The sequence below is a fragment of the uncultured Tenacibaculum sp. genome, assembly GCF_947502995.1.
Lineage (GTDB): Bacteria > Bacteroidota > Bacteroidia > Flavobacteriales > Flavobacteriaceae > Polaribacter.
The window spans coordinates 158,373-174,058 of sequence record NZ_CANNBW010000005.1 but is presented as its reverse complement, the minus strand read 5'-3'; the positions used below and the strand labels follow the sequence as shown (position 1 = coordinate 174,058).

The window sequence follows — 15,686 nt, the reverse complement described above, 5'->3', positions numbered from 1 at the left end:
AAGTTACAGAATAGTTTTAAGCTACGAGAAAGAATAAAAAATATTACGAATATTTAAAAATATACCCTTTCATTTTTTGATTTAAATAAAATGAAGAGGTTGTTTTTATGAAAGTAAAAAATAAAGGAGAGCTAAAAAACTCTCCTTCTTAAAATTATAATGATTTTAATTTATCGTTGAATGAACATATTGTTATTATCAATTTTAGCCCAATCATGATTCTTAATTTTGTTAGTAGAAATACAACTGATTTTCCAACTTTTGCAACGTTCCCATTCATCTCTGTTATTTGCAGAATAAACTCTGGTAATCATTCCTCTTCTTGCTAATTGACGAGCATATTCTCTAGAACCTGCTTTATTTCTTTTATCATTGATATCCGACATACTAAAGTTATAAAACACATAATTAGGATTATTGTCGATGGTGTTGTTGGCTTGAGATATACCACTATTCGTATTATCTGTATTAGCAATAGTTTGCGCTTTCATACCAAAAGCCCATCTGTATCGAGAATTTGTTCTAACATATTGATCCATCCAACTTCCGTTTCCAGTTAAAACAATAATAAATTTACCACGCAATTCATTCATAGAAGGCCAAGCATTTTCATACAAAACATTGTGTCTGATTGATCTATTAGGATCTTTAAATAATTTTTGAGCTTTAAAAATAACATCACTATCGCCTAAGTAACGTTGTAAATACCATTCTATTTGTTCGTGAAAATTTTGATATCCACCGTTAGAACTTTTTACATCTAATTTGATCATGATTGGTAAGTGATTTCTGTTTCTATTATGCCAATCTTTTAATTTAGAAAAATAAGAAGCTAAAGTTCTTCCGTAACGTCCAGGATGTGGCCAATGATTTACAACCCAAGTATTCGAAGGAATACTAGTATTTGTGTATGAGTTTCTTGGTGTATTTCTCCAAATATCTAACTCTAATGCTAATACATTATTTTGGTAAGCCGGACTACTATTTGTTATCTGCTCTGTAATGTCTTCTCTTCTTTCATAAGAATTATGAGAACCTTTATACATTACTTGATTGTATTTTAATTGATCAAGATTTACAGCTCTTTTTTTTGTTATTTCTATGTCTGATGATTCGATTTCATTAGTAATAGAAGATTCACAATCATAACAATTGTCAGATTCAGAACAACTGATTAAAGTAAATAAAGTTAAAATTGAAAGGAATAAAATTTTTTTCATTTTGATAAAAAGTTTGGGGTTAATAATTAAGGAGCAAATGAAGCTGATAGATGTTTTTAAATAGTTATTTAAAAATAAAAGAAAGTTTAGTTTAATGTAAACTATGTTGATTGATAGTTAACTAGCTAAAAATGTTATGTGGATTTTATAGAGTAGTTCAACATTTTAAAAATAGTAACTTTGGCGTATGAATTATAATTACGCGTATTTAGTACGTTTTCAATATTTAGGATTTCGATTTCATGGATGGCAAAAACAGCCAAATTTGAAAACTGTACACTGGGCTTTAGATAAAACTTTAAAGTTTGTTTGTAAAGGAATTCGTTGTAAAACAATAGGAGTGGGGAGAACAGACGCTAAAGTTTCTTCTACAAATTATGCGTATCAATTATTCATAGATGAAAAGTTAGATGAAGATATTTTTATAGAAACTTTTAATATAAACTCTCCTTCTGATATTAGAGTAACAGCAATTGAAAAAATAGAAGACGAAAGCTTTAATATAATTCAGCATCCAAAACAAAAAGAGTATCGTTATTACTTTTCTTTTGGAGAAAAAAATCATCCATATTGCGCACCTTTTTTAGTAGGATATTTAGATCATCTTAATATTGATTTGATGATTGAAGGAGCCAAGTTATTTGAAGGCTTTCATAACTTTAAACATTATTGTACAAAACCATCAGAAGAAACAAAAGTTGAACGAACGATTGATTCTTGTGAGATTATTGAAAACACAGAATTGACTGCTTCTTTTTTTCCTGAAAAGAGTTATATTTTAATTATAAAAGGACAAGGTTTTTTAAGAAATCAGATCCGATTAATTATGGGAGCATTAGCCGAATTAGGCAAAGGAAATTATGATTTAGATTTTATTAAACAAAGTTTAGATGGAAATTCTAATATCGAATTTCTTAAAAGCATTGCACCTGCTTCTGGTTTACATTTACATGAAGTAAATTTTAAGTAGAACTAATCTTTTATATAATGTCTCCAATACATAAAGTCTATGGTTTTATATCCTAATTTCTCGTAAAGTCGTATTGCACCTTCATTAATTTCTAAGACATGTAAAATAGGAGTTTTTCCTTTTCGTAAAACTTCCTCAGAAGTGTAAGCAACTAATTGTTTTGCGTATCCTTTTCTAAGATGATCTGGGTGAGTAACAACACCACTAACTTCAATAAATTTATCACCTTGAATGCGTTCTCCTGTGGCAGCTACTAATTCATTACCATCAAATATTCCATAATAATCACCAATATTGAAAGATTTTTTACGGTAAGTTCCTGGCATTACAAGCATTATTAAATCATAAAGTTGTTGTTCATGAGTTTTGGTTAATTTCATTATAGTTGAAGTATATTCTGGAATTTTAAAATCTTCTTGAGACAATTCCATTTGTAAACAACGGTATTCTCCCTTTAAGGTTAAACTTTTTGGATAATTCGGAGCTTCTTGACAAACAATGAAAAAATCAGAAGTTAATTCAGCATAAGATTCCATAGCTTTTATAATATCTTTAGAATCGTTGAAGCTTCCAAATGGACAATAATCTGGATGATAAAACTTTGCATTCTCATAACTGATGAGATATTCTTTATGAGTTTCTTCTAAAGCAGACCAAACCGGATTATCAAATTTTTTCTTTTCTATCATTAAGTAAAAATAAAAAAGACAAATCATCTACAGAATAAATATTATATCAAATTGTACTTACATTATTCACTGAATAATAAGTGAAATTCTTGTAGTTTGAGTTAGGGGTAAAACACTGAATATTATGTTTTTCACTTTTGTTTTTGAAATTATTATGTTATATTTAAGGGTATGGCCTTAGGAGTAAATAAAGATAAATAAGTTTTCTATGCTACTTTAAGATTAACAAATCATTATTTACCCCCGTTAAATTTACTTTATGCAAACAGCAAGTATTCCTAAGAATGAAGAAAAAAGAATACAAAGATTAAAAAGCTATAGTATTCTTGATACACTTCCTGAAGAAGATTATGATAATATAACTAAAATAGCAGCGGAAATATGTAACACACCGATTGCTTTAGTTTCTTTAGTCGATCCGGAAAGACAATGGTTTAAATCAGCTTATGGTTTAGATGCCACAGAAACACCAAGAGAATATGCTTTTTGTGCACATACAATTTTAGACCCAGATGAATTATTTATAGTGCCTGATGCTACTAAAGATATCCGATTTAGAGACAATCCTTTAACGCTTAGCGAGCCTAATGTAGTTTTTTACGCAGGTGCTCCTTTAAAAACAAAAGATGGTTTTGCTTTAGGAACTTTATGTGTTATAGATAATGAACCTCGTTTATCATTAACAGATGGTCAGAAAGAATCATTAAAAGCTTTATCTCAGCAAGTAATGAGTTTGTTAGAGTTGAGAAAACAGAATTTGAGATTAGAGCAAGCAAATCAAGAAATAACAAGATTAAATAATGAGTTAAATCAATTTACACATCGATTAACTCATGATTTAAAAACTCCTGTTCGAGGAATTAATTCTTTAGCATTATTTTTAAAAGAAGATTTGGAGGAATCTTCAGAAGATTCTAAAACTTCAGAGTTTATAGATCTTATTTCTTCTAGAGCAGTTTACATGGAATCTATGATAAATCAGCTATTGCTTTATTCAAAAGTTACAAATGCTGATATTTATTTAGAAAATTTTAATTTGAAAGAATTATTAAATGATATTATCAAAAATTGTGATCTAGAAAACAAAATGATAGTGAATTTTGAAGAACTAGATGTTGAAATCTATCATTCGAAAATTTGTTTCATTCAGATTTTTCAAAACCTCTTAACAAATTCATACAAGTTTAATGATAAAGAAGCGTGCGAGGTATACGTAGATTATAGAAGAACTAACGATTCTTATAAGTTTATTTATGAAGATAATGGACCTGGAATTCCTGAAAAATTTTACAATAAAGTTTTTTTAATGTTTGAAACCTTAGGAGAAGCCAACTTTAAAAATACAGGGATTGGTTTGGCAACTATTAAATCGATTATAACAAGATTAAATGGTACTATAACTCTTGGAAAAAAAATGAATAATGAAGAAGGAGTTCGTTTTGAGTTTACAATACCAATGAGTAATTCATTCTAGTGAACGCAATTAATTATATGTGTTAATGTTATTTATTTTATGAATAATTTCCTTACGCATATCTTTAGTATCAATAACTTGTGTTTTGCAATAAGAATTAAGAATCTGATCGTCTAAATCGTACACGAAAATTTCGTGTGTGAAAGTCAGGTTTTTACATTCATTAGGGCAAAATTCACCACAAGCAAAATCATCTTCAATTTGTTCCCAATTAGCTTTGTTATTAGACGAGGAATTTTCTGAAATTTTTAAAAATTCTACAATAATAAAATCATCTGTAACTTCGTGACGCATAAAATGTTCTTTATGTAAAACGTATTTAGATTTTGCAAATATTTTCTTTAAAACCTTTTTAGAAATAGATGTTTTACCAAGATTAAAATAGTAACCAGATTCTATTTTGAGTCCATAATTAAAATGAACTTTTATAATATCATCTAAAATATATTTATCAAAACGGTTTTCAGATTCACAGATTAAGTTTATTGTATAGGAGAAATCTTCCTGATGTTCTTCATCGGGTATTTGTTTAACTAGGGTATCTCCATCTTTTTTAATAGAGTTTATGATTTCATTTTTATTAATAATATCTTCAAAAGCATAATTTTCATCTACTTCATAAAAAATGGTTTTCGTAACTGATGTAGCATCAGTTTTAATGTAGTCTTCGTAATCGTTAAATAATTTAATTTGATTTAAAATAGAGTTCGGATAATAAACTTCAAATTTATTTACATCGTTTTGCTGTATCTCTATTTGATATCCTCTTTTAAATTCTTTAGATTCTCTATTCTTGTATCTAAAATTATCTTGTTTTTCAATATCAAAAATTATTCGACCATTCCAATTTGGGGTTAACTTCATTTGAAATCGTTTTATTTACTAAAATAAAAAAAAGCCTGCTCATAAAGAACAGGCTTTTTCAGGTAAATTTATATAAGAATATTATTCTTTAATTAAACTTCTAGAAATTACAATCTTTTGAATTTCAGAAGTTCCTTCATAAATCTGAGTAATTTTCGCATCACGCATTAAACGCTCTACATGGTATTCTTTTACGAATCCATTTCCACCGTGAATTTGAACAGCTTCAACAGTTTGCTCCATTGCTACTTTAGAAGCATATAACTTAGCCATCGCTCCAGAACGAGTATAATCACTACCGTTATCTTTATCACAAGCAGCTTGCATAACTAAATGACGAGCAGCAGTAATTTCGGTGTACATATCAGCTAATTTAAAAGCGATAGCTTGGTGGTTACAAATTTCTGTACCAAAAGCTTTACGCTCTTTAGAATATTTTAAAGCTAATTCATAAGCACCAGAAGCAATACCTAAAGCTTGAGCAGCAATTCCGATACGTCCACCAGATAAAGTTTTCATAGCGAATTTAAATCCGAAACCATCTTCTCCAATTCTATTTTCTTTAGGAACTTTTACATCGTTAAATTGTAAAGTATGTGTATCAGAACCACGAATTCCTAATTTATCTTCTTTAGGACCAATATGGAAACCTTCCATACCTTTTTCAACGATAAAAGCATTAATTCCTCTGTGACCTTTAGCTCTATCAGTTTGAGCGATCACTAAATACACATCAGAACGTCCACCGTTAGTAATCCAGTTTTTAGTTCCATTTAATAAATAATAATCACCTTTATCTTCAGCAGTTGTTGCTTGTGAAGTAGCATCAGAACCTGCTTCAGGTTCACTTAAACAAAAAGCACCAATTTGTTCACCAGTAGCTAGTTTTGTTAAATATTTTTGTTTTTGTTCTTCAGTACCATAAGCTTCTAAACCATAACAAACAAGTGAATTATTAACAGAAACCATTACAGAAGCAGAAGCATCTATTTTAGATAATTCTTCCATAATTAATACATAAGAAATAGTATCCATTCCACTACCTCCGTATTTTGGATCAACCATAACTCCCATGAAGCCAAGTTCACCCATTTTTCTCACTAATTCATCAGGAAATTGTTGTTTTTCATCTCTTTCAATAACACCTGGTAATAATTCATTTTGAGCAAAATCACGAGCTGCGTCTCGAATCATTAAATGCTCCTCTGTAAGATTAAAATCCATACTAAATCGTTATAGTTATATTAAATTTGTATAAAACGAGCCCAAAGATACCTTTTTAATATTATTTTTTCAATAGCTTTTATATTTTTACCTTATGCAGAATGAGTTTAGATACGCAATAGGATTAATGTCGGGGACTTCCTTAGACGGTTTGGATTTAGTTTATGTGAAATTCAATAACTTCGATTACAAAGATTTTCAAATTATACATGCTGAAACTAAGGCATACAATACTAATTTGAAATCTATTTTGTCAAATGCTATAAGATTAAATAAAAAAAAACTTCAAGAAGTTAATGATGATTATGGAGTTTACTTAGGGAAATGTGTAAACGAATTTATAGAAAAGTTTAATATTGAAACTGTAGATTTTATAGCTTCTCACGGTCATACAGTTTTTCATCAACCAGATAAAGGAATAACATTACAGATTGGGAATGGTGAAAAAATAGCTGAAGAAACAAATATACAGGTCGTTTACGATTTTAGAACACAAGATGTTAATCTAGGAGGACAAGGCGCTCCTTTGGTACCTATTGGAGACAAATTACTATTTAATGAATATGACTTTTGTGTGAACTTAGGTGGTTTTGCAAATGTTTCTTTTGAAAATGATAAAGAGAGAATAGCTTTTGATATTTGTCCTGTTAATATCGTACTTAATTTTTATGTAAGAAAATTAGGTTTCGATTATGATAATAATGGTAAAATAGCATCAAAAGGTAAAATAAACTCAGATTTATTAAATAAACTAAATGCTTTAGACTTTTATAAAAAAATACCGCCAAAATCTTTAGGTTTAGAATGGGTCCAAGAAAAAGTTTTTCCATTAATCGATGATTTAGAAAAAGATATTCCTACAATTTTAAAAACATTTGTAAAGCATAGTGCGATACAAATAAGTAAAGTTATTAAGAGTTCAAATAGAGTATTAATAACAGGCGGAGGTGTTTACAATACTTTTTTAATTCAAGAAATTGAAAATATCACACAAACAAAAATTCACTTAGCATCAAAAAACTTGATTGAATATAAGGAGGCACTCATTTTTGCTTTTTTAGGTTTGTTAAAGTTAAATGGAGAGGTAAATTGTTTAAAATCAGTTACTGGCGCGAGTGAAGATCACTCTTCGGGTGTTGTTTTCCCAATTAATTGAAATTTTCTTCAGTTTAAAAAAATGTTAAAAGAGCAAGAAACTATGGAAACTACTTTTGTATTAAAAGTTTCCTTAGTAAATTGCTGCCGTATTTAATACTTGATAAAATTATTTTAGAAAGTGTTAATAACTAGAATATTTTTATAAATAATGTGTAAAGATTTGTGCTAAAAAAAATCTATTTTTTTGGTAAGTTTGCGAGATAAGTTAAACTAAAATTTAAAAAGAATACGATGACACAACTTTAGCTTACATGATTTAATAATAGAACAAAAGAAACTTTAACAAACAACAATCTTATTAATTATTTAAATCATGAAAGAATTATTAAAAAAATACGAAGAAAAGCAACCAGAAATAGTTTTTAACTGGAAAGATCCTGAGACAGAAGCAGAAGGATGGACTGTAATTAACTCTTTAAGAGGAGGAGCTGCAGGAGGAGGAACAAGAATGCGCCAAGGATTAGATAAATACGAAGTAATGTCACTTGCTAAAACAATGGAAGTGAAATTTACAGTTTCTGGCCCAGCAATTGGAGGAGCAAAATCTGGTATAAACTTCGATCCTAGAGATCCTAGAAAAGAAGGTGTGTTAAGAAGATGGTATAAAGCTGTAGCGCCATTATTAAAGAATTATTACGGAACAGGTGGCGATTTAAATGTAGATGAAATTCACGAAGTAATTCCTATTACAGAAGATTGTGGTGTTTGGCACCCACAAGAAGGAGTTTTTAATGGTCATTTTAAACCAACAGAAGCAGATAAAATCAATAGAATTGGTCAGTTACGCCACGGTGTAATTAAAGTTATTGAAAGTGAAGATTTCTCTCCAGATATCACAAAGAAATATACTGTTGCTGATATGATTACAGGTTACGGTGTAGCTGAAGCTGTAAAGCATTATTATGATATTTACGGAGGAGATATACAAGGAAAGAGAGCTGTAGTACAAGGCTTCGGTAATGTAGGATCAGCTGCGGCATATTATTTAGCACAAATGGGAGCTAAAGTAGTTGGAATTATTGATAGAGCTGGAGGTGTAATTAATGAAGAAGGTTTTACGTTTGAAGAAATTAAAGAATTATTCTTGAATAAAGATGGAAATACTTTAGTAGCTGAAAACATGATTCCTTTTGAAGAAATGAATGCAAGAGTATGGAATTTACCTTGTGAGATTTTTGCTCCTTGTGCGGCTTCAAGATTAATTACTCAAAAACAAATTGATCAAATGATTAATACTGGTTTAGAAGTTATTTCATGTGGTGCAAATGTTCCGTTTGCAGATAAAGAAATTTTCTTCGGACCAATAATGGAGAATACAGACAAGAAAGTAAGTTTAATTCCAGATTTTATTTCAAACTGTGGAATGGCAAGAGTGTTTGCTTACTTTATGGAAAAAAGAGTTGCAATGGACGATGAGTCAATTTTTAACGATACATCAGAAATAATTAAAAAAGCTTTAGAAAAAGCACACGCTAATAATTCCTCTAAAACAAATATTAGCGAAACGGCGTTTGAAATCGCCTTAAAGGAATTAATTTAATCAAATAAGTACAATTATGTTAAAATACTTTTTAGGAAATAGCCCAAAGTGGTTCAAATTAACCATGGTAGGTTTTTTAGTCTTAAATACTGTTTTGTATTTCCTATTGCCAATTTTTATGGAAGATCATCTAGCGCACAGTATTGTGGCTTGGCTTTTTATAGGTGAATTCATTTTTACTTTAGCAATGGCATTAAAATGTTATCCTCTACAATCAGGAGGGTTGCTAGCAATACAAGCCTTAGCTTTAGGTTTAACTACACCCAAAAGTGCGTATCATGAAGTTGATCAAAACTTAGAAGTGGTTTTGCTTTTAGTGTTTATGGTGGCAGGTATTTACTTTATGAAGCCTTTACTAATGTATATTTTTAGTAAGGTGTTTACAAAAATTAAATCAAAGTTAATTCTGTCATTATTATTTGTGTTTCTAGCGGCAGTATTATCAGCGTTTTTAGATGCTTTAACTGTAACTGCTGTATTAATTAGTGTAGCTGTAGGTTTTTATGGTGTTTACCACAGGATTGCATCGAGTTCGGCAGATTATGATAAAGATGGAACATTAGACAGAAAAGAATTAAGTGGAGATACATTAGAGCAATTTAGAAGTTTCCTAAGAAGTTTAATTATGCACGGTGTTGTTGGTACTGCTCTTGGAGGAGTTTGTACTTTAGTTGGTGAGCCTCAGAATTTATTGATCGGAGAAAGATTAGGATGGAATTTTGTAGACTTTTTCATACAAATGGCGCCTATAACAATTCCTGTGTTATTGGCAGGTTTGTTAACTACAGTTGTACTCGAAACTACAGGTTGGTTTGGTTTTGGAGCAAAACTACCTAAAGTTGCAGCAGAAATTATTGAAAGCTACACTGTAGAAGAAGATAATAAGAGAACAGATGGTGAAAAATATGGTTTAATTGTTCAAGGTGTTTCTGCAATTTTATTAATAGCTGGTTTGGCTTTACATATTGCACCAGTAGGTTTTATTGGGTTAGCATTAATTATAGTTCAAACTGCTTTTATGGGAATTATCGATGAGCATAAATTAGGACATGCTTTTGAAGAAGCTTTGCCTTTTACAGGTTTACTAGTAGTATTCTTTGTAATTGTAGCAATGATTCACGATCAGCATTTATTTAGTCCAATTATTAAATGGGCTTTAGATCAAGATCCAGCAACTCAACCAGGATTATTTTATATCGCTAACGGATTCTTATCAGCGATAAGTGATAATGTCTTTGTAGCAACAGTATATATTGGAGAAGTAGAAAATGCCTTTAAAAGTGGTGCAATCACTAGAGAGCATTTCGAAAAATTAGCTGTAGCAATTAATACAGGAACAAATTTACCAAGTGTAGCTACTCCAAACGGACAAGCAGCTTTCTTATTCTTACTAACATCTTCTTTAGCGCCGTTGATTAATTTATCTTACGGAAAGATGGTGAAAATGGCACTTCCTTATACTATCGTTTTAGGTGTATTAGGTTATGTTTTAGTAAAGGTTATGCTGTAAGAAAAATAGTATTATTTGTAGAAAATCCTGAATTTTTTAAATTCAGGATTTTTTTTTAGCTTTATGAGATATAATCCTTTAAATACGTTTTAGTTAAAAATGAATTGTTTATCATTACTTTTTATAAGTATTGGTAGGTTTTGTTTTATAAAGTGCTCCCCTTTTTCAACTCTTCAAAATTGATGTGGAAAATCTCATTTTGTTGAATACTATATAAAATTCTATTTCTTTTTAGCTTAGTTTTTTTAGATCAACAACTCAACATGGGAAAAATAATTTCTATTTGTAACCAAAAAGGAGGCGTAGGAAAAACTACAACCTGTGTTAATTTGTCTGCGGCACTTGGTGTTTTAGAAAAAAAAGTCTTGATAATTGACACAGATCCTCAAGCTAATGCTTCTGTATCTTTTGGTTTTGGAGCAGATCAACTTAATAATCCAGCTCTCGAGTATATGGATTTTACATCAGTTATTAAAAATAACATCATAAAAACAAACGCTCCAAATGTTTGTTTATTTCCTTTTTTTGAAGATTTAAACTTTTTTGAGAAGCCTTCCGTAGTATCAAAATTTCAAAAAGCATTACATAAAATAAAACATTCTTACGATTATATTCTAATTGATTGTGTCCCTTTTTTTAAAGCGAAAAACTTAGAAATATTAGCTACTTCAGATGCCGTTCTTATTCCTGTTCAATGTGATTACTATGCATTAGAGGGTTTACATAAGTTTTTGAAAACTGTACGTTTTGTACAAAAGAAAATGAACGAAAAGTTACATATAGAAGGTTTTTTACTTACAATGTATGATAAACGATTAAATCTTTCTAATAAGGTTGTTGATTATGTACGTAGCTATTTCAAGGATCTTGTTTTTAATACGTTGATAGAACGTAATTCTAAAATTACTCAAGCACCAAGTTTTGGTCAAAGTGTTATTGAGTTTGATGCTACTTGCGTAGGAGCACAATGTTATTTACAGTTAGCGAGTGAGATTTTAGTGAGAAATAAAGATGTTAAAGAAGAGGTAGTTATAAATCATGAAGTAGAAACAACGTTTAATTCAAGAACGTTTGGAGGTGTTTCTTCCGAGGAAACTAGAAGTGATGTTTTATATGAGAAAATTTTAGATAGTTTTAAAAACTCATGTGAGCATCAATCATTTTCTTTTTTAAATAATTTTGATGATTTACTAAGTCTAAGTAAGAAAACCGTTGAAAAGATTATGGGTTCATGCTATAAAAATCACTTTGGTAATACTTGGGTGTACAAAATTAATAATTCGAATCTTTTTAAGAAGAAGTATCTTCATATACATTTCGATAATGGTACAGTATCTCACTATACAACGAAATGGTTTAGTCGTTAAATTTTAATTTCATCATAAGAGACAGCATATTATTCAATCTATAATGAATATATTTGTTTATGTTGTACATGAGATTGTATAACTGAAATTAAGTGGATTTAAAAGTGTAAAGTTGCTGTCGTTTTTCTTTTCAAAAGTTAAAAAAAAGATAATACGTTTACTTTTAGGTTCCTATGTTGAAATTTTCAAACAAACAATTCGTTTAAATATTTAAAAAAGTAAGAATAGTATATGTTATTATTTATTCAGGAAGCTGCTGAGCAAGTATTAGAAGAAGCATCACAAGAAAAAACATTATCAATTATTCAGTTAATAAAAGATGGAGGACTAGGAGGTCAAATTATAATAGCCATTCTTTTTGTCTTGTTAGGCGTTGCGCTTTATATTTATTTTGAACGTTTTTTTGCTATAAAATCAGCTTCTCAAGAAGACAGTAATTTCATGAATCAGATTAGAGATTTTGTTTTAAATGGAAATCTAGATTCAGCTAAAGCATTATGCGAAAGTACAAACACACCATCTTCTAGATTAGTCGGAAAAGGGATTTCAAGAATAGGAAAACCTTTAGATGATATTAATACAGCAATCGAAAATGCAGGGAAGTTAGAAGTATATAAATTAGAAAAAAATGTATCTGTATTAGCAACAATTGCTGGTGCGGCTCCAATGATTGGTTTCTTAGGAACCGTAATAGGTATGATTGTGGCAATACATGAGATTGCAAATTCTGGAGGTCAGATAGATATTAAAATGTTATCAGATGGTTTATATACAGCCATGACAACTACAGTAGCAGGTTTAATAGTTGGTATTGTTGCTTATATAGCATATAATCATTTGGTTGTAAGAACAGATAAAGTTGTGTATCAAATGGAGGCTAAGTCTGTAGAGTTTTTAGATTTATTAAATGAGCCAGTGTAATGAATTTAAGAGGAAGAAATAAAGTAAACCCAAACTTTAATATGTCTTCTATGACAGACATAGTTTTTCTACTGTTAATATTTTTTATGTTAACGTCTACATTAGTAACTGTAAGTGCTATAGATGTATTATTGCCAAAAGCAGGTGGAAAAACAGAAAACCAAACTTCAGTAGCAGTTACTATTACAAAAGATTCAGATTTTTATATAGATAAATCAAAAGTTTCTTCAAACAGTTTGGAACAAGAATTGTTAAATAAAGTAGGTGTAAATAAAGAAAAAACGGTTGTAATCAGAGGAGATCAAAATGTTCCATATAAAAATGTAATGCAGGTAATTGATATTGCAAACAGGAATAAATTGAAGATGATCTTAGCTGTTAAAGGAAGATAAATGCGAGTATTTGATACAATACATAAAAGAAAGTCAGCTATAATTACAGCGATACTTTTACTATTAATACTTCTAATGATGTATGGTTTTGGTATGTGTTATATGGATCCTCCTGTGGAATATGGAGTGTCTATTAATTATGGAGATTCTAATGTTGGAAGTGGAGAGCCTGTTCAAAAAGTAAAAGCTACGCAACCTAAAACTGAAGAAGTTCAAGAGGAAGAGGTTGAAGAGCAAATCGAAAAAGTTGAAGAGCAACCTAAAGAAGAAGTCGCTGAAGAGGTAATAACAGATGATACAACTAAAGAAGACGTTCCTGTTGTAGAAAAAAATGAAGAAAAAAAGGAACCTGTTAAAGAAGTTAAGGAGGTTAAAGAAGAAAAAACTAAAGAGAAGCCAAAGCCAAAACCATCTAAAGCTGCAAAAGATGCTTTAAATAGTTTATTAAAAGGAAGTTCACCAGATGGAGAAGTGAAAAAAGGAGAAGGAGACGATGCTCAAAATGGAGTAAAAGGTGATAAAAAAGGTGATCCTGATTCTAATAAATATTATGGAGAAGCTGAAGGAGGTTCTGGAGGTAATTATAATTTAACAGGAAGAAAAGCTTTGTCTAAACCCGTGCAAAAACCAGATTGTGAAGAAGAAGGTACTGTAGTGGTAAGTATAGAAGTTAATAAAGATGGAAGTGTAATCAAAGCTTCACCTGGAGCAAGAGGAACAACTAATTCTGCCCCATGTTTATTTAAAGCAGCTAAAGAAGCAGCGTTAAAAACAAAATGGAACCCAGATGGGAATGCTCCAAATAAACAAAGAGGAACCATTATTTACAAATTCTCATTATCAAAGTAGTTTATAATTAATATGACATACGAAGAAACGGTAAATTGGATGTTTAATCAATTACCAATGTATCAGAGTCAGGGAAAAACTGCCTATAAAGAAGATTTATCTAACATTATTAAATTGTCTAATCATTTAGGTAATCCAGAAAATAAGTTTAAGTCGATTCATGTAGGAGGAACTAATGGAAAAGGATCTACTAGTCACATGATTGCTTCAATTTTACAGGAAGCGGGTTATAAAGTTGGATTATATACTTCACCTCATTTAAAAAGTTTTACTGAAAGAATTAGAATTAACGGGAAAGAGATTCAAGAACATAATGTTGTTGATTTTATAACAAAGAACAAAAGTTTTTTTGAAGAAAATCAATTGTCTTTTTTTGAAATGACAGTAGGAATGGCTTTCGAATATTTTTCTGAAGAAAATGTTGATATTGCTGTTGTTGAAGTTGGACTAGGTGGGCGTTTAGATTCTACAAATATTATAACTCCTGAAGTTTCTGTAATAACTAATATAGGATTAGATCATGTGCAAATTTTAGGAGATACTGTTCAAAAAATAGCTGTAGAGAAAGCAGGAATCATAAAAAAAGGAATTCCTGTGGTTATTGGAGAGCGAGATGAAGATACAGAAAATGTTTTTATCAATAAAGTACAAGAGTTATCTTCTGAAATTGTATTTGCTTCAGATAATAAAGGAATTAGTTTTGAAACCGATTTACTAGGTTCGTATCAGAAGAAAAATATAAAAACAGCAGTTACAGCAATTACTAAACTTTCTAGTTTTAGAGTAAATGAAGAACATATACAAAAAGGGTTAAGTAATGTAGTTTGTAACACAAATCTAAAAGGAAGATGGCAGGTTTTACAAGAGTCTCCAAAAGTGATTTGTGATACTGCACATAATAAAGAAGGTCTTCAATATGTGTTAAAACAACTCCAAGAAGAAGATTATGGAACATTACATATTGTTTTAGGAGTTGTTTCAGATAAAAATTTAGAAGAGATTTTACCAATGTTTCCTACTCAAGCAACATATTATTTTTGTAAACCGAATATTCCAAGAGGACTTTCAGAAAAAAAATTAAGTGAAGAAGCGAAAAAATATAATTTAGAAGGGGAGGTTTTTAATTCTGTTCAAAGTGCTTACAATGAGTCTCTTATTTTGTCTTCAGTTAAAGATTTGATATATGTAGGTGGAAGTACTTTTACTGTGGCAGAAATTTTATAGTAAAAAAATGAAAAAAAACATTGCTATTATGAAAAACAGTGTTATATTTGCACCCGCAATAACGATTTAGGGCGCGTAGCTCAGTTGGTTCAGAGCACTTGGTTTACACCCAAGGGGTCAGGGGTTCGAATCCCTTCGCGCCCACAAAACCTAAAAGTTATTAGGGCGAATAGCTCAGTTGGTTCAGAGCACTTGGTTTACACCCAAGGGGTCGGGGGTTCGAATCCCTCTTCGCCCACAAGTAAAACCTCAATCTATATAGATTGAGGTTTTTTGTTTTCTTA

At 30.1% G+C, this 15,686-nt stretch carries 14 protein-coding genes and 2 tRNA genes; 12 read left to right on the top strand and 4 right to left on the bottom strand.

Annotated features, from left to right (window positions below):
- Positions 1–170 precede the first annotated feature (170 nt).
- Positions 171–1,220: a Ca2+-dependent phosphoinositide-specific phospholipase C gene (locus tag Q1A46_RS05765; RefSeq protein ID WP_299675164.1), complete on the bottom strand. Its 1,050-nt coding sequence runs from the start codon at positions 1,218–1,220 to the stop codon at positions 171–173.
- 187 nt (positions 1,221–1,407) lie between these two features.
- Between Q1A46_RS05765 and Q1A46_RS05760 the strand changes: the two genes are divergently transcribed.
- Complete coding sequence (locus Q1A46_RS05760) at positions 1,408–2,190, top strand: tRNA pseudouridine(38-40) synthase TruA (RefSeq protein ID WP_299675161.1); 783 nt, start codon at positions 1,408–1,410, stop codon at positions 2,188–2,190.
- 2 nt (positions 2,191–2,192) lie between these two features.
- Here the strand turns inward: Q1A46_RS05760 and Q1A46_RS05755 are convergent, their stop codons facing one another.
- The gene (locus tag Q1A46_RS05755) at positions 2,193–2,879 is read right to left on the bottom strand and encodes a GNAT family N-acetyltransferase (RefSeq protein ID WP_299675158.1); all 687 of its coding nucleotides are present in this window, start codon (positions 2,877–2,879) and stop codon (positions 2,193–2,195) included.
- A 259-nt stretch (positions 2,880–3,138) separates the two neighbouring features.
- On the opposite strand from Q1A46_RS05755, the gene Q1A46_RS05750 reads away from it, so the two are divergent.
- Positions 3,139–4,353: an ATP-binding protein gene (locus tag Q1A46_RS05750; protein ID WP_299675155.1), complete on the top strand. Its 1,215-nt coding sequence runs from the start codon at positions 3,139–3,141 to the stop codon at positions 4,351–4,353.
- 9 nt (positions 4,354–4,362) lie between these two features.
- On the opposite strand, the gene Q1A46_RS05745 is transcribed toward Q1A46_RS05750, so the two are convergent.
- Together Q1A46_RS05745 and Q1A46_RS05740 are read right to left on the bottom strand one after the other, a co-directional pair.
- Entirely contained in the window at positions 4,363–5,217 is an 855-nt protein-coding gene (locus Q1A46_RS05745; protein ID WP_299675152.1) for a hypothetical protein, read from the bottom strand.
- An 81-nt stretch (positions 5,218–5,298) separates the two neighbouring features.
- Positions 5,299–6,441 carry an acyl-CoA dehydrogenase gene (locus Q1A46_RS05740; protein ID WP_299675149.1) on the bottom strand — a complete coding sequence of 381 codons (1,143 nt, stop codon included), beginning with the start codon at positions 6,439–6,441 and terminating at the stop codon, positions 5,299–5,301.
- Positions 6,442–6,535: 94 nt separating this feature from the next.
- Between Q1A46_RS05740 and Q1A46_RS05735 the strand changes: the two genes are divergently transcribed.
- The 10 genes from Q1A46_RS05735 to Q1A46_RS05690 all read left to right on the top strand — a co-directional run bounded on the left by Q1A46_RS05735 (position 6,536) and on the right by Q1A46_RS05690 (position 15,640).
- On the top strand, positions 6,536–7,597 hold the full coding sequence (locus Q1A46_RS05735; RefSeq protein ID WP_299675146.1) for an anhydro-N-acetylmuramic acid kinase: 1,062 nt from the start codon (positions 6,536–6,538) through the stop codon (positions 7,595–7,597).
- A gap of 315 nt (positions 7,598–7,912) precedes the next feature.
- The gene (locus Q1A46_RS05730; protein ID WP_299675143.1) at positions 7,913–9,139 is read left to right on the top strand and encodes a Glu/Leu/Phe/Val dehydrogenase dimerization domain-containing protein; all 1,227 of its coding nucleotides are present in this window, start codon (positions 7,913–7,915) and stop codon (positions 9,137–9,139) included.
- A 16-nt stretch (positions 9,140–9,155) separates the two neighbouring features.
- A complete protein-coding gene (gene nhaB / locus Q1A46_RS05725) occupies positions 9,156–10,649 on the top strand; it encodes a sodium/proton antiporter NhaB (protein ID WP_299675140.1) in 1,494 nt (497 codons plus the stop codon).
- A gap of 263 nt (positions 10,650–10,912) precedes the next feature.
- The gene (locus Q1A46_RS05720; protein ID WP_306420507.1) at positions 10,913–12,016 is read left to right on the top strand and encodes a ParA family protein; all 1,104 of its coding nucleotides are present in this window, start codon (positions 10,913–10,915) and stop codon (positions 12,014–12,016) included.
- Between the two features lie 231 nt (positions 12,017–12,247).
- On the top strand, positions 12,248–12,937 hold the full coding sequence (locus tag Q1A46_RS05715) for a MotA/TolQ/ExbB proton channel family protein (protein ID WP_299675137.1): 690 nt from the start codon (positions 12,248–12,250) through the stop codon (positions 12,935–12,937).
- Entirely contained in the window at positions 12,937–13,329 is a 393-nt protein-coding gene (locus tag Q1A46_RS05710; RefSeq protein WP_299675134.1) for a biopolymer transporter ExbD, read from the top strand. The genes Q1A46_RS05715 and Q1A46_RS05710 overlap by 1 nt, the downstream gene beginning before the upstream one ends.
- Positions 13,330–14,178 carry an energy transducer TonB gene (locus Q1A46_RS05705; protein WP_299675131.1) on the top strand — a complete coding sequence of 283 codons (849 nt, stop codon included), beginning with the start codon at positions 13,330–13,332 and terminating at the stop codon, positions 14,176–14,178. It abuts the gene before it with no gap.
- A gap of 12 nt (positions 14,179–14,190) precedes the next feature.
- A complete protein-coding gene (locus Q1A46_RS05700) occupies positions 14,191–15,402 on the top strand; it encodes a folylpolyglutamate synthase/dihydrofolate synthase family protein (protein WP_299675128.1) in 1,212 nt (403 codons plus the stop codon).
- A 69-nt stretch (positions 15,403–15,471) separates the two neighbouring features.
- A tRNA-Val gene (locus Q1A46_RS05695) sits at positions 15,472–15,546 on the top strand.
- Between the two features lie 19 nt (positions 15,547–15,565).
- Positions 15,566–15,640: transfer RNA gene (locus tag Q1A46_RS05690), tRNA-Val, on the top strand.
- Positions 15,641–15,686: the final 46 nt, after the last annotated feature.

Excerpts from the sequence above, each read along its gene's own strand:
- Q1A46_RS05765 (WP_299675164.1), bottom strand. The coding sequence starts at position 1,220 with ATGAAAAAAATTTTATTCCTTTCAATTTTAACTTTATTTACTTTAATC.
- Q1A46_RS05760 (WP_299675161.1), top strand. The coding sequence starts at position 1,408 with ATGAATTATAATTACGCGTATTTAGTACGTTTTCAATATTTAGGATTT.
- Q1A46_RS05755 (WP_299675158.1), bottom strand. The coding sequence starts at position 2,879 with ATGATAGAAAAGAAAAAATTTGATAATCCGGTTTGGTCTGCTTTAGAA.
- Q1A46_RS05750 (WP_299675155.1), top strand. The coding sequence starts at position 3,139 with ATGCAAACAGCAAGTATTCCTAAGAATGAAGAAAAAAGAATACAAAGA.
- Q1A46_RS05745 (WP_299675152.1), bottom strand. The coding sequence starts at position 5,217 with ATGAAGTTAACCCCAAATTGGAATGGTCGAATAATTTTTGATATTGAA.
- Q1A46_RS05740 (WP_299675149.1), bottom strand. The coding sequence starts at position 6,441 with ATGGATTTTAATCTTACAGAGGAGCATTTAATGATTCGAGACGCAGCT.
- Q1A46_RS05735 (WP_299675146.1), top strand. The coding sequence starts at position 6,536 with ATGCAGAATGAGTTTAGATACGCAATAGGATTAATGTCGGGGACTTCC.
- Q1A46_RS05730 (WP_299675143.1), top strand. The coding sequence starts at position 7,913 with ATGAAAGAATTATTAAAAAAATACGAAGAAAAGCAACCAGAAATAGTT.
- nhaB (WP_299675140.1), top strand. The coding sequence starts at position 9,156 with ATGTTAAAATACTTTTTAGGAAATAGCCCAAAGTGGTTCAAATTAACC.
- Q1A46_RS05720 (WP_306420507.1), top strand. The coding sequence starts at position 10,913 with ATGGGAAAAATAATTTCTATTTGTAACCAAAAAGGAGGCGTAGGAAAA.
- Q1A46_RS05715 (WP_299675137.1), top strand. The coding sequence starts at position 12,248 with ATGTTATTATTTATTCAGGAAGCTGCTGAGCAAGTATTAGAAGAAGCA.
- Q1A46_RS05710 (WP_299675134.1), top strand. The coding sequence starts at position 12,937 with ATGAATTTAAGAGGAAGAAATAAAGTAAACCCAAACTTTAATATGTCT.
- Q1A46_RS05705 (WP_299675131.1), top strand. The coding sequence starts at position 13,330 with ATGCGAGTATTTGATACAATACATAAAAGAAAGTCAGCTATAATTACA.
- Q1A46_RS05700 (WP_299675128.1), top strand. The coding sequence starts at position 14,191 with ATGACATACGAAGAAACGGTAAATTGGATGTTTAATCAATTACCAATG.